13 protein-coding genes are annotated in these 17,957 nt (G+C 71.3%); 5 read left to right on the top strand and 8 right to left on the bottom strand.

Going from position 1 to position 17,957, the window contains the following annotated elements; translation table 11 throughout:
- Together ACSNN9_RS16845 and ACSNN9_RS16840 are read right to left on the bottom strand one after the other, a co-directional pair.
- Positions 1-760 (bottom strand): GntR family transcriptional regulator (locus tag ACSNN9_RS16845; RefSeq protein ID WP_436674203.1); only part of this gene is annotated, 760 nt, incomplete at its 3' end.
- A 128-nt stretch (positions 761-888) separates the two neighbouring features.
- Positions 889-1,758 (bottom strand): PAC2 family protein, encoded by an 870-nt coding sequence (locus tag ACSNN9_RS16840; RefSeq protein ID WP_436674201.1) that lies wholly within the window; start codon positions 1,756-1,758, stop codon positions 889-891.
- Positions 1,759-2,019: 261 nt separating this feature from the next.
- Between ACSNN9_RS16840 and metH the strand changes: the two genes are divergently transcribed.
- A complete protein-coding gene (metH, locus tag ACSNN9_RS16835) occupies positions 2,020-5,535 on the top strand; it encodes a methionine synthase (protein ID WP_436674199.1) in 3,516 nt (1,171 codons plus the stop codon).
- A gap of 370 nt (positions 5,536-5,905) precedes the next feature.
- On the opposite strand, the gene ACSNN9_RS16830 is transcribed toward metH, so the two are convergent.
- The gene (locus tag ACSNN9_RS16830; RefSeq protein WP_436674198.1) at positions 5,906-6,478 is read right to left on the bottom strand and encodes a hypothetical protein; all 573 of its coding nucleotides are present in this window, start codon (positions 6,476-6,478) and stop codon (positions 5,906-5,908) included.
- 1,300 nt (positions 6,479-7,778) lie between these two features.
- Entirely contained in the window at positions 7,779-8,111 is a 333-nt protein-coding gene (locus ACSNN9_RS16825) for a hypothetical protein (protein ID WP_436674196.1), read from the bottom strand.
- A gap of 694 nt (positions 8,112-8,805) precedes the next feature.
- Here ACSNN9_RS16825 and ACSNN9_RS16820 point away from each other — a divergent pair.
- Both ACSNN9_RS16820 and ACSNN9_RS16815 read left to right on the top strand, forming a co-directional pair.
- Entirely contained in the window at positions 8,806-9,216 is a 411-nt protein-coding gene (locus ACSNN9_RS16820; protein ID WP_436674195.1) for a hypothetical protein, read from the top strand.
- Between the two features lie 424 nt (positions 9,217-9,640).
- Positions 9,641-10,159, top strand: coding sequence for a hypothetical protein (locus ACSNN9_RS16815; RefSeq protein WP_436674194.1), 519 nt, complete (start codon positions 9,641-9,643; stop codon positions 10,157-10,159).
- On the opposite strand, the gene ACSNN9_RS16810 is transcribed toward ACSNN9_RS16815, so the two are convergent.
- Positions 10,126-10,764, bottom strand: coding sequence for a class I SAM-dependent methyltransferase (locus ACSNN9_RS16810; RefSeq protein ID WP_436674193.1), 639 nt, complete (start codon positions 10,762-10,764; stop codon positions 10,126-10,128). The genes ACSNN9_RS16815 and ACSNN9_RS16810 overlap by 34 nt on opposite strands.
- A 188-nt stretch (positions 10,765-10,952) precedes the next feature.
- Here ACSNN9_RS16810 and ACSNN9_RS16805 point away from each other — a divergent pair, with 188 nt between their 5' ends.
- Complete coding sequence (locus ACSNN9_RS16805; RefSeq protein ID WP_436674192.1) at positions 10,953-11,858, top strand: aminoglycoside phosphotransferase family protein; 906 nt, start codon at positions 10,953-10,955, stop codon at positions 11,856-11,858.
- 170 nt (positions 11,859-12,028) lie between these two features.
- On the opposite strand, the gene ACSNN9_RS16800 is transcribed toward ACSNN9_RS16805, so the two are convergent.
- Positions 12,029-12,448 carry a GNAT family N-acetyltransferase gene (locus tag ACSNN9_RS16800; RefSeq protein ID WP_436674191.1) on the bottom strand — a complete coding sequence of 140 codons (420 nt, stop codon included), beginning with the start codon at positions 12,446-12,448 and terminating at the stop codon, positions 12,029-12,031.
- 359 nt (positions 12,449-12,807) lie between these two features.
- On the opposite strand from ACSNN9_RS16800, the gene ACSNN9_RS16795 reads away from it, so the two are divergent.
- Positions 12,808-13,872 (top strand): N-acetylmuramoyl-L-alanine amidase, encoded by a 1,065-nt coding sequence (locus ACSNN9_RS16795; RefSeq protein WP_436674206.1) that lies wholly within the window; start codon positions 12,808-12,810, stop codon positions 13,870-13,872.
- A gap of 131 nt (positions 13,873-14,003) precedes the next feature.
- Here the strand turns inward: ACSNN9_RS16795 and ACSNN9_RS16790 are convergent, their stop codons facing one another.
- Together ACSNN9_RS16790 and ACSNN9_RS16785 are read right to left on the bottom strand one after the other, a co-directional pair.
- A complete protein-coding gene (locus tag ACSNN9_RS16790; RefSeq protein ID WP_436674189.1) occupies positions 14,004-14,477 on the bottom strand; it encodes a hypothetical protein in 474 nt (157 codons plus the stop codon).
- Between the two features lie 121 nt (positions 14,478-14,598).
- Positions 14,599-17,940, bottom strand: a complete 3,342-nt coding sequence (locus ACSNN9_RS16785) for a hypothetical protein (protein WP_436674188.1) — start codon at positions 17,938-17,940, stop codon at positions 14,599-14,601.
- Between the last annotated feature and the right edge of the window lie 17 nt (positions 17,941-17,957).

The raw sequence follows: 17,957 nt of genomic DNA, 5'->3' as shown, positions 1-17,957 counted from the left end.
GGTCGGGGGCCGGGGCGGGGATCTTGTACTCCTCGGTCAGCGTGGTGACCGGGCCGGGCCAGGTGGCCTGGGCGACCTCGATCGGCTTGCGCTGGCCGTCGTAGGCGACGTGCAGCAGGTGCAGCACGGGGGTGTCGGGGCGGATCTGGAGGATCTCGGCCTCCTCCCGGCTGGGCTGACGGGCGCTGATGGTGTCGGTGGCCGAGACGTACCGCCGGCCGGTGGCCTCCTCGGCTTCCTGGTAGAGCGGGCGACCGAACGCCTCGGCGCGCTCCAGCGAGGTGCCGGCGGCGTCGGCGGGCAGGAACCACGAGGCGCCCACCTCGACGGGGGAGTCCTCGGTACGCACGAGGTGGCGGCGGCAGAGCAGGTCCGTGCCGTCGGCCACCCCGAACGCGTCGGCCACCTCCGGCGGGGCGGGGGCGCGGCCGACCGAGACGAGCTGCTGCCGGTACCGCGCGGCCAGGTCGGTGTGGTAGCCGCGGAAGCCGCCGTACCGGCCCCGGGAGAGCCGGTTGAGCCGCCGCCGGGTGCCTCGGACGTACGTCCCGGAGCCGGGCTTGGTGATCAGGATGCCCTCGACCCGCAGCTGGTCGACGGCGCGCTGCACGGTCTGCTTCGCGACGCCGAACATCTCGGCGATGGCCGGGATGGACGGCAGCCGCTCGCCCGGCCCCCAGTCGCCGCGGCGGATCTGGGTCTTGAGCTGCGCGGCGATCTGCCGGTGCGGGAACTCGGCCGCCCCCGGGTTGATCTGCATGCCCGCCTCCTCGATCGCAACTAGGTTCCTAGGATGCCCTAGAGGCGGTGACCGCGCCACCCCGGACACGCCAAGCACCGGGCCCCGGACGACATGCGTCCGGGGCCCGGTGGGGCAGGCGGGGGGTGTTACCAGGAGCCGGCGGTGGGGCCGGCGGAGCCGCCCCGGCGGCGCAGGTACTTCTCGAACTCCTGGGCGATCTCGTCACCGGTCAGCGGGGTGATGCCCGCGTCGCCGACGCGTTCCTCCAGCTCGCGCACGTATTCGCCGAGCTCCGCGTCCTGCTCGGCGGCGCCGCGCACCCGCTGCTCCCACTCGGCGGCCTCCTCGGCCAGGTCGGCCATCGGCACCGGCAGGTCGAGCACCTCCTCGACGCGGTGCAGCAGGGCGAGGGTGGCCTTCGGGCAGGGCGGGTTGTTGGCGTAGTGCGGCACGTGCACCCAGAACGAGACGGCGTCGACCTCGGCCTTGTTGCAGGCGTCGTGCAGCACGCCGACGATCCCGGTCGGCCCGTCGTAACGGGTGGGGGTGAGCTGGTAGCGCTGGGCGGCCTCCGCGTCGGAGGCGCTGCCGCTGATCGGCAGCGGCCGGGTGTACGGCACGTCGGCCAGCAGCGCGCCGAGCACGACCACCCGCTCGACCTCCAGGCTGTGGCAGATCTCGAGCACCTGCTCGCAGAAGGTGCGCCACCGCATGCTCGGCTCGATGCCCCGGATCAGCACGACGTCCCGCTCGGTGCCCTCGGGGCTGGCCACCATGAAGCGCGTCGTCGGCCACTCCACCCGGCGGGTCTCGCCCTCGGCCATGGTGATGGTCGGGCGACTGACCTGGAAGTCGTAGAAGTCCTCCGGGTCCAGTTCGGTGACCTGCCGGGCCTGCCAGACCTGCTCCAGGTGCTCGACGGCGGCGGTGGACGCGTCGGCGGCGTCGTTCCAGCCCTCGAACGCGGCGATCGCCACGGGGGACCGCAGCACCGGCAGTCCGTCGAACTCGGTCACGCCGTCACCTCACCCTGCTCGTCGGGGCCGGCGCCGGGACCGGACCCGGTCGTCCGCCCGCCGGGCGTGGTGCTGTAGCTGTTGTCCTTCACGTCCGCCAGCCTACGTGTCGGGGCGGGATGCGGCCCGTCGGCCGCGCCGGTCGTGCCCGGCAACGGCCGCCCATACCACGATGAACCGGACAGCGTGATCCCGCTGACACAATGTGGGAAGGCACGATCGGGGCAATCGATCGGGTCGCGACGGCACTAACCTGATCCCGTGCGGACCTCATTGCTCGACGTACTGGCAGACCGGATTCTCGTCGCCGACGGCGCCATGGGCACGATGCTGCAGGCGGCCGACCTCACCCTGGACGACTTCGAGGGCCACGAGGGCTGCAACGAGGTCCTCAACGCCACCCGGCCGGACGTGGTGCGCGGGGTGCACGAGGCGTACCTGGCCGCCGGCGCGGACTGCGTCGAGACCAACACCTTCGGGGCCAACCTGGCCAACCTGGGTGAGTACGACCTCCAGCACCGCATCCGCGAGCTCTCCGAGGCCGGGGCCCGCCTCGCCCGCGAGGCCGCCGACGCGTACGCCACCCCGGAGCGGCCCCGCTTCGTGCTGGGCTCGATCGGTCCGGGCACCAAGCTGCCCACCCTCGGGCACGCCGACTACGCGACGCTGCGCGACGCGTACCAGGAGAACGCCGAGGGCCTGATCGAGGGCGGCTCGGACGCGCTGATCGTCGAGACCTGCCAGGACCTGCTCCAGGTCAAGGCCGCGGTGGTCGGCTCGAAGCGGGCCATGGCCCGGCTCGGCCGGCCGGTTCCGATCATCTGCCACGTCGCGGTGGAGACCACCGGCACCATGCTGGTGGGCAGCGAGATCGGGGCGGCGTTGGCGGCCATCGAGCCGCTGGGGGTCGACCTGATCGGGCTCAACTGCTCGACCGGCCCGGCCGAGATGGGCGAGCACCTGCGCTACCTCTCCCGGCACTCCCGGATCCCGCTGTCGGTGATGCCGAACGCGGGCCTGCCGGTGCTGACCGCCGACGGGGCGTACTTCCCGCTGACCCCGGTGGAGCTGGCCGACGCGCTGGAGCGGTTCGTCACCGAGTACGGCGTCTCGCTGGTCGGCGGCTGCTGCGGCACCACCCCCGAGCACATCCGGGTCCTGGCCGAGCGCCTGCACGGCACGCGCCCCGCGCCCCGCGAGCCGCGGCACGAGGCCGGCGTCTCGTCGGTCTACCACCCGGTGCCGTTCGCCCAGGACGCCTCCCTGCTGATGGTGGGGGAGCGGACCAACGCCAACGGCTCCAAGGCGTTCCGCGAGGCCATGCTCGCCGGCGACTGGCGGGCCTGCGTGGAGATCGCCCGCAGCCAGGCCCGCGACGGCTCGCACCTGCTGGACCTCTGCGTCGACTACGTCGGCCGCGACGGCACCCGGGACATGCGGGAGCTCGCCGGCCGCTTCGCCACCGCCTCCACCCTGCCGATCATGCTGGACTCGACCGAGCCGGCGGTGGTCGAGGCGGGGCTGGAGATGCTCGGCGGCCGGTGCGTGGTCAACTCGGTCAACTTCGAGGACGGCGACGGGCCGGAGTCCCGCTACGCCCGGGTGATGCCCATCGTCAGGGAGCACGGCGCCGCAGTGGTGGCGCTGCTCATCGACGAGGAGGGGCAGGCGCGCACCGCCGACTGGAAGGTGCGGGTCGCGGGCCGACTGATCGACGACCTCACCGGGCGGTGGGGGATGGACCGCGCGGACATCCTGATCGACGCGCTGACGTTCCCGATCGCCACCGGCCAGGAGGAGACCCGGCGCGACGGCATCGAGACGATCGAGGCGATCCGGGAGATCGCCCGCCGCTACCCGGGCGTCAACTTCACCCTCGGCATCTCCAACGTCTCGTTCGGGTTGAACCCGGCCGCCCGGCAGGTGCTCAACTCGGTCTTCCTGCACGAGTGCCGGCAGGCCGGCCTGACCAGCGCCATCGTGCACGCCAGCAAGATCCTGCCGTTCAACAAGATCCCCGACGAGCAGCGGGAGGCGGCGCTGGACCTCGTCTACGACCGGCGCCGCGAGGGCTACGACCCGGTGCAGAGGTTCATCGAGATCTTCGAGGGCGTGGACGCCGCGTCGGCGCGGGCCGGGCGGGCGGAGGAGCTGGCCGCGCTGCCGCTGGAGGAGCGGCTCAAGCGGCGGATCATCGACGGCGAGCGCAACGGCCTGGAGGCCGACCTGGACGCGGCGATGGCGCAGGGGCGCAGCCCGCTGTCCATCATCAACGACATCCTGCTCGACGGCATGAAGGTCGTCGGTGAGCTGTTCGGTTCCGGTCAGATGCAGCTGCCGTTCGTGCTCCAGTCCGCCGAGGTGATGAAGACGGCGGTGGCGTACCTGGAGCCGCACATGGAGACCGCCGAGGACGGCGGCAAGGGCCGCATCGTGCTGGCCACGGTGCGCGGTGACGTGCACGACATCGGCAAGAACCTGGTGGACATCATCCTGTCCAACAACGGCTACGAGGTCGTGAACATCGGCATCAAGCAGCCGATCAACGCGATCCTGGAGGCCGCCGAGCAGCACCGGGCCGATGCGATCGGCATGTCCGGCCTGCTGGTCAAGAGCACCGTGATCATGAAGGAGAACCTCGCCGAAATGGCGTCGCGCGGCGTCGCGGAGCGCTGGCCGGTGCTGCTGGGCGGGGCGGCGCTGACCCGGGCGTACGTCGAGGACGACCTGCGGGCGATGTTCCCGGGGCAGGTGCACTACGCCCGGGACGCGTTCGAGGGGCTGTCCCTGATGGACCGGGTGATGACGGCGAAGCGCGGTGGGGCGCCGGTCATCGACGCGGAGCGGGAGGCGGCGCTGGCGGCCCGCCGGGCGCGCCGCGAGCGGCAGCGGGCGATCGTCAGCGAGTCGTTGCCGGAGCTGGACGACGCCTCGGTGCGGTCCGACGTGGCCACCGACGTGGAGGTGCCCGCCCCGCCGTTCCTGGGCACCCGGGTGGTCAAGGGCGTGCCGCTGGCCGACTACGCGGCGCTGCTCGACGAGCGGGCCACCTTCCTCGGGCAGTGGGGCCTGCGGGGCGCCCGCAGCGGGCAGGGCCCGTCCTACGAGGAACTGGTGGAGACCGAGGGACGACCCCGGCTGCGCTACTGGCTGGACCGGCTGATCGCCGACCAGGTGTTGGAGGCGGCCGTGGTGTACGGCTACTTCCCCGCGTACGCCGAGGGCAACGACTTGGTGGTGCTGGACGAGAACGGGCACTCCGAGCGGGCACGGTTCTCCTTCCCGCGGCAGCGGCAGGAGCGGCGGCTCTGCCTGGCCGACTTCTTCCGGCCGCGTGGCGACGAGCTGGACGTGGTGGCGTTGCAGCTGGTCACGGTGGGGCAGCCGATCAGTGAGTACACGGCGAAGATGTTCGCCCGCAACGAGTACCGCGACTACCTCGAGGTGCACGGGCTGTCGGTGCAGCTCACCGAGGCCCTCGCGGAGTACTGGCACCAGCGGATCCGCGCCGAGCTGGTCCTGCCCGGCGGTCGTACGGTGGCCGACGACGACCCGGCGGACCTGGCGGGTCTGCTGCGCACCGACTACCGGGGCTGCCGGTACGCGTTCGGCTACCCGGCCTGCCCGGATCTGGAGGACCGGGCGAAGATCGTGGAGCTGCTGGGTGCGGAGCGGATCGGCGTGCAGCTGTCGGAGGAGTTCCAGCTGATGCCGGAGCAGGCGACGGACGCCATCGTGGTGCACCACCCGGAGGCGAGCTACTTCAACGCCAAGTGACGGGCATAGGTGCCCTGGGCTGCGATTCAGGTCGTCCGGAGGACTGTTGGACCATGATCATGCCGTCGCCAGGCCGTCAGCGGCTTCCGGGCCGTCCTCGACAGCCTGGTCCTCACCGAACGCTGCATCAATGGCCCGGCGCGTACGGTCCTCGCTGGTCGGCAGGAGGTGCGTGTGGGTCCGCAGGGTGAATCCCGGGTCGGCGTGGCCGAGGTAGGTCGACAGGGCCTTGATGCTCTCCCCGGCGTCCAGGAGAACTGAGACGTAGGTGTGCCGAAGGACGTCCCCGAGACGTGACGGAACAACGCATCGTTCAATTTCAGACCGGCGACACTGCGGAACGCCTCAGAGCATGGGACGAGACCCTCGGTCAGGGGCGGTGGGGTGACCTCAGGCGGAGTGGCGGCAGTTCCCACGGTTGCAGGGTGCCGTCGATCAGTTCGGCCAGGAACTGGACCGCCCCGCCTGTGTAGTGCCACCAGCCGCCGTTGCGGGATGCGACAGTGACCGGCCAGTCGTCGGGTCCGGCGCCGGTTGTGGTCCAGAGAAAGACATCGCCCCCGTTCGAAGTGGCCCAGGGAAGCAGGCCTCCAGGAGCGGGGTGGGGGCGCAACCCGATGGACATGTCCGCCTCCCACCAGTCCTCGACGATCTTTAGGTCGCTGCGAATGCCGTGCAGCCTGTGCTGCTCGGCGCCCGGCTCTGGGAGACCGAGAACCAAGAAGTCGCCGAGGGTAAAAGTGGGGTAGAGCGCAGCGAGCAGCTTGTAGTCGGCCGGCAGGCGTGTGCTCAGTCCTTCCTCTAGCAAAGGCCAATCCACGGCGGCGGGCTCGGGCCGGCGGTGCTGGGGGAGGCAGGGGATCGCCCGCTCCAGGGCATGCACTGCCGCAGCCGGGTCCGTGATCCGTTGCTGTGGTGCCTGCGTGCCGATGAGGTCCTCCATGGGGACGAGGATGCCAGGGAGGTGCGACCTGACTGGAAGATCGATGTGTAGGACCACGTGAGCTAGGTGCCGGCAATCGCAGCACCGCCCTGCTCGGCGCCTTCGGTGAGCAGGCCGACGACGATCGGTCGCCGCGATGACGGCGGTGGCCCGCGGGTCGGCGTCACCCTTCTCTCGCTAGATCTTGAGCACCGACCGCACCGAAACGCTACTGGCGGACCCATCGGTCCAGCGGACCCGGAGTCGGCGCAGGCCAACCCGATTGACGTGCACGACCTCGCCCGTAGCTCCTGATCTGGCCGGGGCTGTCGCCGCCGGACCCAGTCACCGCGTCGCCATCCCTTCCACCGTATTGATCACTACGGCGACCAGGTGACCAGAGCCAGCCACCGTCGAGGCCAGCTCACCGGCGAACAGCGACGTCCGAGAGGCGGCCGTCAGAGCGGCCACCACGCCACGCCGCCGCCCAGGGTAAGTGCGGGCGAGCGGGTCGTACTCGATCCAGTGCTGTGACAACCGAAAGCCCCAAGCGTGGGGGCGGTGGCCGCACGAAGGCGTGCCGGTCGTCCAGGAGCCGGCTCTAAAGCCGCTCAGGGTCAGGTCAACCGCTTACCTGGGAGGGACAGGGTGCCCGCCGGTGGCCAGGTCCGACCCCGGGAGCCGGGTCCGTGCCGGGCGAGGTTGGGTCAACTGCGCCACTGTGGTGGTGTCCGTCGGGGGCGCGCTCCGTGACACGAGAGCTGACTCAGTCTGTTCCGGCGCGTCCGTACGTGCGTCAAGGTCCGCTTGACGTGTGATGGACCGGGCGGCGGCCCGATCCCCACGTGGGCGGGTCGACGGCGGGATGGCAGGGGCGTTGGCGGTGTTCGTTACCGTGCGGGTATGACTGGCGCGGCATGGGGAGTCGTTGCGCTCTTGCTGCTGGCTATCGTCGGTGTGGCGGTGGTGGCTCGGCGTCGGGGAGCATCACGGGTGCTGGATCGGGAGGAGCAACTGCGATTGGCCAGGCGCGCCGCCCAGCAAATCGACCGGGAAGCTCGGAGAACAAAGCGTGGCAGTCTGCGTGGTAGGGGTGGCGGGGGCGACGTAGGCCTCTCGCATGACGCAGCCTATGGGAGCGAGGGCGGCACACCCGGCACGTCGTAGTGCGAGTTTCGCTTCGACGTCTGACGCTCAAACTGGGTTACGACGGATGCGGCCAGGCATGGCCGTCTGTGGACGCGAGCGAACCGTTCGGGCAGCTCGATCCCGCTTCTCGCACAGCTCATCGACCCGTGATCGTTCCTTCACACCGAACGGGTCACCTGCTGTCGTCCTGGTCCAACTGGCGGCGAGCCTGCCGCCACAGCTGTTCGAACTCGGTGGCAGACAGCATCTTCAACGCAGGCTCGACGTCGGCGTCAGGCGACGGGAACGGCGCTTCAGGTATGACGCCGTACCGTCTCTCGTACCTCACGACGGCGTCCGCACCCCCTGACTCGCGTGCGGCCAGCGCCTCTGCAAGAGACGCCGCTGCCATGACCGTTCCCTTCCCGTGTAGCTCGACGTGGCGCAGGCACCACCGACCGGTGTCGAGTTCGTCGTAGTTCCAACGATCCTCTTCCGGCCAGTACCAGCGGACGTAGCTCAGCACGTCGCCATTGTGGTACCAGCTGGCACTGCCCGTACCGTGCCCGATGCAGCGGTCAACAGCCGGGCCTGCATGGGCACCTGGGCATCGGCGATCTGAGCGTTCCGTGCTCATTCACCAGTCAACACGCCTACTCACAGTGCAGATGAACCTGATTCCCAAGCTGAGGGTCCGGGCCGCCTACGATGATGTCCGTGCCTCACTGGTCTGAGACTGCGCGCGTTGCTGAGGAGCGGGGCGATTGGGACCGAGCAGTCGCGGTGGTCGGTGCTGCTGCGGAGTGCTACAGCACCGACTACGAGCGCCATAACGCACACCTGTGGCACATGGATCTGCTCGCCCGCGCCGGGCGTCACGTCGAGCTGGCGGCACTCGGCCAACGCGATGTGCACGCTCGCAGGCGGCTAAATCGGGCTGCTGTACGAGGAAGGCCGAAGTGAGGACCTACGGCAGCGGGCACGGTCCGGAGATGGTGGAGCGCGGTGTCTCCTCGGCCGCCTGGTCGGAGACCAGGATGGGTCGAGCGCCGAGGAGGTGGGTGACTAACTGAGTGACGATCACGACGGACGCCGGTGGACAACCCTGCATGACAGGGGACGGTCCTGGCAGCTAGGAATGGGCGAAGCCGGGGTCGGAGGGCGTCGATGCCGGGTCTGGACGCGGCGGCTGGGCGCCAGATCCATGGGACGATCGTGGCGTGACGGTCGTGCAGCTGCCCGAGGGCTCATGGTGGGACTGGGATGTGCTCGGGTGGAACGGTTCGGAACTGCGCATCGCCGCCGGGTACGACCTGACGTACCACCACGGCTTGGAGCTGGTCTTCACCGACGTCCACTACCTCGCCTGTCCGACCCGGTTCTCTGACCCGCAGTTCCGTGAGCCGACCTCCGACGAGTATGAGACCGTGCATGCACACGTCGGAGAGGTGCCGCCCGTGGTGGTGGCGTTCGACGTTCAAGCCGTGGTCGGCTGGAAGGTCCTCCCTTGTGTTGTGGCGGCAGCCTCCGTCAGGATCGTGACGGGGCTCGTCTACCGCTACTGGCGCGAGGACCTCAAGGAGGGGGAGCGGTTGGCCCCCTTCCTGCGACGGCACGATGGCGGTCAGTGACGAAAGCGCAGCAGCGGGGTACGGCACCTGCCTCATCCACAGGCAACCGAACCAGACCGGGCCCTGCCGGTCGACTGCATCGTCCGGGGCGTCCACACCGTCCTCCGCGCGGACTTCACCGCCCCTTGAGCACCTGATCTCCATCGGAGCGTCTGGATGACGGGCCGGGTTGCGGCTCTCAGGACAATGTTGGCATGAGTCAATCTACGAGGCGCGTGACCGGAGTTGTCGGGCAGGTCGGTCGCCCCCGCTGCCACCGCGCTCTTGACGATCGTTTGCGCCGCTACGCGGCGACCGTGGACGACCGAGGGTCCGGCGGGCGACGGTCGGGGTCGCTACATGTGTGGAATCAGCCTGGTGGCTCGTCTCGTCCTCCCCGTTGACGCCTCATATCCCGGGACTCTGAATGGAATCATCAGACATCTTGGCGATCGCAGCGATAGCGGCTGCGGTGCTGTCTGCGGTCTACAGCTATCGCCTGTCGCGGCGGGCGCATCACACCTCGACCTACTACGGCGTCATCGGTCTCTTCAGGGAACTGGACAAAACCTTCATCGAATATCCCGACATTCGGCCGTACTTCTATGACGGGAAGCCTCCCGACGTCGACGGTTCGAATCGCCACAGAGTCCGCGCTGCGGCGGAACTGGTCCTGGATACGTTCGAGTGGATCTGGCACCGGCGGAAGGACTTGAACGCCAAGGGCGAAGAGGGCTGGAGGGCGTACATCGTCGACACCTTCTCCTCCAGTCCGGCACTGCAGCAGCACTACCTGAGATCCGCGTCCTGGTATCCGGGGATCACCCGTTTGATCGCTGATCATGCGATCGTCCTGGAGGCTGGACCGATCGACTCAGGCGATGTGAGCGTGGGTGAACGTGGTGGCCGGGGCCGCTTCGACGGTGTGCGTCAGGGAGTGTCCATCAAGGGAAGCGGCGAATGAGGCCCACCCATGACCGCCGCGATCGCGGCGTACGGCCGATGGGTGCCGTCGCTGGGCCGGTGCTGGCGCTCGACCTCCACGAAGCCAGCACTCGTCAACCGCGCCGAGAGTTCGTCAACGGGCCAGCGATAGGCCGTCACGACCTTGTGGTCGAAGGCGGCGACCTCGTCGCCGTCGAAGAAGCCGACCACCAGCGTGCCGGCCGGTGCCATCACTCGCCGGAACTCGGCCAGCACCTCGTCGAGGTCCTGTGGCGGTAGATGGATCAGCGAGAACCAGGCCAGGATGCCGGCGAGGGAATGGTCCTCGACGTCGAGGTTCCTCATCGACCCGAGCTGGTACCTGCCGTGCGGATGGGCCGACTTCGCATGCGCGATGAACTCGGGAACGATGTCGATCCCCAGCGCATCGACGCCGAGCGACCGAAGGTAGTCGGTGATGTGGCCCGGTCCGCAGCCCAGATCGAGCACGTTGCCGGGCCGATGAGACAGATGTCGCCCGATGAAGGCGAGGTCATCCACATGTACCCGCTGCCTGGTGCCGATCAGTTCGATGTAGAGGGCTGCGACGGAGGCGTACGCGTCCCGAACATGCTTGAAGTCCACCGCCTGGACTATATGAGCTCTCGGACCGCCCGACTCCAGCGGCGGCCACGGCTTGTTCCTGACCGATACTCCGACCCGTCGGCCACCCAAGGTCATCGTACGGCGGGGAGCAGCGACAGGGTCTGTTCAGGCGGCGAGCCGTCGTTCAGATCCACATGCCAGCTTCCTTGTCGGACAAGGATGTCTCAGTGAGCGACACACCACACCTCGGTCCTGTGCCCCAACGCATCACCGTCGACGCGGATCAGGTGCACCGGCTCGTTTCCGCACAGTTTCCTCAGTGGGCCAGTCTCCCGGTTCGGCCCGTGGCCAACGGTGGCTGGGACAACTGGACCTTCCACCTCGGCCCGCGGATGTCGGTGCGTCTGCCCAGCGCAGCCGAGTACGCGTTGGCGGTCGACAAGGAACACCGGTGGCTTCCGGCGCTCGCCCCCCGGCTCCCACTGCCGATCCCCACCCCACTGGCGAAAGGTGAGCCCGGCGCGGGCTACCCCTACTCGTGGTCGGTCTACCCGTGGCTCGACGGAGAGTCTGCGAGCGCGGACAGCATCGCCGACGCCGTCCGATTCGCGCGCGACCTGGCCGGGTTCCTGGCGGCCTTGCAGCGCGTCGACACCACTGACGGTCCCCGCCCCGGGAAGCACAACTGGTTTCGAGGCGGCACGCTGCGCACCTACGAGGGGGAGGCCCAGCGCGCGCTCACGGCACTCGAGGGCCACGTCGACGTCGACCTGGCTCGCGAGATCTGGCAGAGCGCACGAGACGCACGCTGGGACGGCGTGCGGAGCTGGTTCCACGGTGACGTCGCCCAAGGAAATCTCCTGCTCGTCGACGGGGAGTTGGCAGCCGTCATCGATTTCGGGACATGTGGCGTCGGAGATCCGGCCTGTGACCTGGCTGTCGCGTGGACCCTGCTGACCGCTGACGGCCGCCAGGCGTTCCGGGAGCGGCTGGCGGTCGATGACGCGACATGGGCGCGCGGGCGTGGCTGGGCCCTCTGGAAGACGCTCGTCACCTGCGCCTCCCCCCTGGGCGATACCGGCGGGCCGGCCGCGAGCGGGCTGCGCGTCCTCGGCGAGATCTTCTCCGAATAGACGGCCGGCGTCGTCATCGGACCCAAGTCATGAACAGCCACCACGTCTGGCAAGCCCTCACCGAGGCATCGTCACAGTCCCCACCCGGAGTGCTCAAGGCCGCATCGTCAGCATGCTGGCGGTCAAGGATCTCGTGATGTTCGGTGTGGCGCCAGCCACGCCAGCCGAGGCTAGAGGGCGACCACGTACTGGATGAAACCGCGGTTCTCGGCGACCTGGTCGTAGAGCCGCCGGGCTGTGTGGTTGTCCTCCCTCGTGAGCCAGTACAGCCGGTCACAGCCCTGGTCGCTCGCCCACGCCCCGACGGCCCCGATCAGCGCACGGGCGACACCCCTGCCGCGCGCCTCGGGAGCCGTGAACAGGTCCTGCAGATAACAGACATCGGGCGACGTCGTGCTGGCGTGGACCAGGAAGTGGGCGATGCCGACCAGCCGACCGTCCAACCGCGCCCCGAGCGCGCGCACCCTGTCGCCGCGCCGGAACTCCTGCCAGGCCCGGTCGTACCGGTCTGCGGGCCAGGTGCGGCCGTAGAAGGCGTTGTAGCCGCAAAAAAGCTCCTCCCACCCGTGGCGGTCGTCTGACTGAAGCATGCCAACGCTGACCATCGGTTCCTTCCTCGTCCCGCAACGCGCAGGTGTGACCCGTGTCAGCGGCGCCACCTCCCGGCGCCACCACCCCGACACACCGCCACCTACGGGGCACCGGATCCCGTACGGTGTCGCAGACAACGACGTCGAGGAATCTTAGACCCGCCAACCAGTGTTGACGCGGCCCAGCGCCCGAGCTGGCGGGCACCTGCCGGACAGGCGGTGGCCGGCGGCGGTCGACCGCCCGGGAGGAAACCTTCGGATCCCGGATCAAGGGCCGTAGACATCTTTCATATTGCATCGATGTCCCGCTATATTGCCGAGCAGTGTCGATCTCTTCGGTTCTTCATGACGAGGTGCATATGCTCGATAACCCGACGCTCCGGCGGCGTACCCTGTTGGCGGCCATCGCCGGTGCCGCGGCCGTCCCCATCGTCGCGGGCCCCGCGCACGCCGCGTTGCCCAAGGTCTACATCGACCCGGGGCACGGCGGCACCGACCCCGGTGCGGTCGGCAACGGGCTGCAGGAGAAGGCCCTGACGCTCGACATCTCCCTGCAACTGCGCAACATCCTGCTGGCCAACTGGGGCGTCGACGTCCGCATGTCCCGGACGAGCGACATCACCCGCAGCCTGGCGTACCGCACCGACGACGCCAACGCGTGGGGCGCGAACCTGCTCGTGAGCGTGCACATCAACTCCGGCGGCGGCACCGGCTTCGAAAGCTACCGGTACCCGACGGCGAGCGCGGCCACCGTCAACCTGCACAACGCGGTGCACTCGAGGGTGATCGGCGCCATGCGGACGATCGGTGGGGTCACCGACCGCGGGCTGAAGACCGCGAACTTCCACATGCTGCGCGAGGCGGCCATGCCCGCGGTGCTGACCGAGAACCTCTTCATCGACAGCGTCGCCGACTCGAACCTGCTCAAGCGGGCGGACTTCATCACCGCCGTCGCCCGGGGGCACGCGGAGGGCATCGCGGCCTACCTCGGCCTGGGCGCCCCCAACCCGCCCACGGGCGGCACCATCGTGGACAACGCCACGGCGGGCCGGTTCACGGCGAGCACCAACTGGGGCACCTCCTCGTACTCGGCCCAGCGCTACGGGGCCGACTACCGATTCGCCAACCCCACGCCGGCCAGCGACGCCGCCTGGTTCAAGGTGAACATTCCGGCGGCCGGCGACTACCGGATCGAGGTCCGACACCCGGCCGACCCCGGTTACAACAGTTCGGCCCCGCACGTCGTCGTCACCGCCTCGGGCAACCGCACGGTCAACGTGGACCAGCGCGTCAACGGCGGCGTCTGGCGCTCGCTGGGCACCTTCGGACTGGCCGCCGGTGACCGCAACCTGGTCGCGGTGAGCCGGTGGACCAGTGCCCCCGGCTACGTGGTGGCCGACGCCGTCCGGGTCACCCCGGTCTAGTCGTACCGGCCAGGGGCGGATCGGGACCGGGTCGGCCCGGTCCCGATCCGCCCGCGGTACACGGCCGCCGGTCGGGCTCGCCAGGTCGGTCGCCGAGGCCGAGGGGGAGCCGGTCGAGGCGCCAGGCGTCGTCAGTGCCAGTTGTGGAACTCCAGCACCTGGCAGACCAGGACGGCCCCGCCGGTGCGGGCCGACAGTTCCTCGGCGTCGCGCAGCGCGAACCGGACCGGCCAGCTCGCGCCGAGCCGCAGGTGGCGTCCCTTCTCCGTGGCCGGCAGGAGCAACTGGTACGGCTGTAGCGGCCCGCGCGGGGTCCGCCGGTCCTCCTCCGGCCACAGCCCCCGCTGTCGCCCGCCGTGGTAGAGCGCGATCCGGGCCAGCAGGCTCAGGGTGGTGTGGCCCATCGGGATCGCGCGGAACAGCTCGTCGCGGGACGGTACGCGATCGGCCGGGAACACCCGCGACGGCTGCTCGTGCGCCCAGTACAGCAGGCCGGGCCAGGGCAGCGCGCCGTCGAAGGGGTTGCCGCCGTGTGCGGGCCAGTCGATGCCACGGTGCGCGACGGCGACGTCGTCCCCGTCGGTGCTCCCGCCACTGGTGTCCACCACTGTGACTGTACCGGGAAGGGGCGGCACAGGCGGGCGCCGTCCACCCCGTCGGCGGCGGGCGACATGCCGGGTGGGTGCCTCCGGCCGACGGCCGCCGTCCCGGCGAGCCGCAGAGGCATCACGTCGCCGCCATCCTGATGTCGAAGGCGGCGTCGCGGACGTCGGCGACCGGGTGTTCGCGCAGCAGGTGGAGCAGGCTCCGCCAGGGCGCGGACCAGCCGAACCCCCTGCCGCCCCCGGCCAGTGCCACCGCGAAGAGCCCGGTGCCGGCCTCGCCCCGCGCGGCGAGAACGCGGGCCGTGCCGAGTACCAACTCGGCGTCGAGGGCCGCCGGGGGCGCGGTGCGCTGGCCGAGGAGGTGGGCGAGCCGGGCGGCGAGTGCCGGCCGCCCCGCGACCAGTTCCGCGATCTCCACGATGTCGGCGGTGAGCCGCTCCGACGTCGTGCCGTCGAGGGACAGCAGCCTGGTCAGCAGGGTGCCCGCCCCGGCCAGGTACGCGGGGTGCCGGCCCAGTTCGTCGGCCGCCCGCCGGACCGGCGCCGGGTCGGTCCGCGGCTCGAGCGCCCCGCACAACGTGGCCACGATGGCGTCGATCCGCCGCCGGGCCCGACGGTCCCCTGCGGGGCCGCCGGGGTCCGGGTCGGCGTCGTCGGCCCGGACGAGGGCGCGCAGCGCGGCGGCGGGCACCTCCCGTTCGGGGCGGTCCGGGTGGCGCAGCACCGCGTCCACCACCGGCCGCACCGACTGCCAGTCGTGGCGTCCCGCCAGGTCGGTGAGCGCCGCCGTGATCAGACCGGTGAGGTCGGGTGCCCAGGGCAGCCAGTGCACGAGCCGGGGCCAGGCGAGCCGGCCGACCTCCCGGTCGGGGCTCGCGCAGGCCCGGGCGACCAGGGCGGCGTAGCGGGGGCGCTCGGTGCTGGCGACCTCGTCGGGCGGGGTCGCCAGCACGGTCAGCGACTCCTCCCGGCTCCCGACGACCGCCTGTTCGAGGATCGGCCAGCTCTCCGGCGCGTGCAGCCGCTGCCGGGCGGCGGCGACGACGGCCGCCCGCACGTCGCGGTGCTGGTCGGGCTGCTGCCACACCGACGCCAGCACCGTCATCGCCTCCGGGGGACCGAAGCGGCCGAGCAGCCGGACCGCCTGCTTGCGGCTGGTCACCTTGCCCCGCCCCAGGGCGACGCCGGCCAGCGGGCCCACCAGGTCGGCCGGGCGGGTGCAGCGGACGGCCCGGGTGGCGGCGTACAGGGCGACCCTGGCCCGCTCGTCGTCGGCGTGGGACAGCAGCAGCGGCAGCGCCTCGGCGGGCCGGTCGGTCCACGGCAGCGCCTCCAGGGCCGCCTCGGCCAGGGTGACGTTCGGCGAATCGACGTAGCGCAGCACCAGCTCGCGCCCGGCGTCGGGCACGGGCGCGGCGGCCCGGACGGCGGCGGCCCGGTGGTGCAGCGGGGTGCCGGCGTCGGCGGCGAGGCGCGCCTGCAGGCGCACGAACGCCTGCTGCTGGCGGGGCAACCACCGCTCGGCGTGCACGGGTCGGCCCGGGATCCAGCGGGTGCCGGCGGTGAGGAACGCCCCCTTCGGCGGGTGGCGCAGCACCCCGTCGAGCAGGTCGGTGCGGCGGGCGCTGACAGTCCGCCACACCGTGGGCAGGGTGATGGTCGAGGCGTCGGAGCGCAGCACGTACGCCACCCGTTGCGCCCGGGTCCTCGGGTCGGCCAGCCACAGCTCGACGGCCTCCCGCACGACGGCGGCGACGGTGCCGGGGGCCGTCGCCCGGCGCAGCAGCTCCTGGAGCTCGGGCAGCTGCCAGGCCCGCCGCCCCAGGGCCCGGGTCACCGCGAACAACGCGGCAAACCGGCCCCGGGCCATGCCCGTCTCGACCCATCCGCGCAGCCGCGCAAAGACCAGCTCCTCCTGGCCGCGGCGCAGCGTCCGGTCGAACCGTCCGAGCGGCGGCAGCCGGTGCCCGCCGAAGAGCCGGTCGAGGGTGTCCAGCGCCCACCGCAGCAGGGCCGGTTCGTCGACGTGCCGGCCCAGCACCCGGGCGGCGAGGCTGCCGAGCGCGGCGAGGGTGCGCGTCGAGGCGTCGCGGGTGGCCGTGGCGTCGACGGTGATCCGGGCCAGCACCCCGACGGCGTCCGCGCGCAGCAGGGGGGCCAGGTTGGTCAGCTCCGCCAGCGCCACGGCCCGGACCGGGTCCTGCTCGTTGCGCAGCCGGTCCAGCCTGGCCAGGGCCTCGACCGCCGCGGCGGGGTCACGGCTGCGTCGCGCGGCGGCCAGGAGCAGCTGGTACGCGACGGCCCGGTCGTGCGCGTCGGCGGCGCGCAGGGCGGGAGTCAGCGCCGCCGACGCCGCCGGCCACGGCAGCAGGGCGCTCCACGACCGCACCTGCGCCTCGTCGTGGCGGACCTCGTCCAGGGCGAGCACCCGGCGTGCCTCCCGCTCCCGCCAGGCGTGCGGCAGCACCTCCAGCAGCGCCGCGTCGGGGATCCGGGTGGCCGTCTCGACGTCGGCGAACACGGCGTCGTACAGGCCGCCCCGCCGCGCCGGGGGTAGCGCCGCGAGCAGCCGCCTCAGCAGGTCGTGGTGGCCGCGTACCCGCCGGCCCAGGGAAACCAGGTCCGCCTGCGGCAGTCGTACGAGCTGACGCAGCAGCGCCGGGGGCAGCCCCTCGTAGCGCAGCCGGTCCACGCGGGACACCTCGGTCAGCAGGGCCAGCACCCGTCCGGGCGCACACGCGGCGAGCGCACCGTAGTCCGCCAGGTCGCCGGGGAGGTACCCGGTGGGCGCGTACCGTTCGAGCAGCGTCAGCGCCCGCTCCGGTCGGCGCCGACCGGCGACCAGGACGCGCTTGCCGTGCGTCGTCCACCAGCGGTCCCGTTCGGCGGCGTGGAGGTGGGGCAGGGTCGACTCCGCGTGGTCGAGCACCACGTCGCCGTGGCGCCGGGCCAGGCGGACCGAGTCCGGCAACGCGTGCTCGACGGCCGGCAGCAGCCGGCGGACGGTGTCCGCCCCGCAGGCGGGCAGCAGGGCCACCGCCTCGACGGCGCCGAAGCGCCCCAGCACACCGTCGATCAAGTCGTCGGCGACCGCCGGTCGGCGCAGGTGCCGCAGCGACCGGTAGACGAGATGGCGCAGGTCGGCCGGCGCGTCCCGGACGAATGCGCGCAGGTCGTCGCCGGCGAGCCAGCCGGCGCGCAGGCCCACCTTGACCGCGACCGCCCGGATCGTGCCGTGCGGGTCGCTCAGCGCCGCCCGAGCCGCCGCGTGGTCGCCGACGATCTCGGCGGCGGTGACGGCCAGGAACCGGTGGTACGACTCCCCGCCACGCAGGTCCGCCAGGATCTCCGGCAGCTCGCCCGTGGCGGCGAGCTGGCGGGCCCGGCGCGCGAGCGTCGACATCCGCTCCCGGTGGGCCAGCGCGTCCAGTTCGCCGAGCAGCCGTCGTGTCGATCTCCGCACGCCGCCCATTGTGTCGG

Source organism: Micromonospora sp. URMC 107, assembly GCF_051386315.1.
In the GTDB taxonomy this organism is placed as follows: domain Bacteria; phylum Actinomycetota; class Actinomycetes; order Mycobacteriales; family Micromonosporaceae; genus Micromonospora.
Note: the sequence above shows the minus strand (reverse complement) of the source record. Positions and strands in the feature narration are given on the sequence as shown.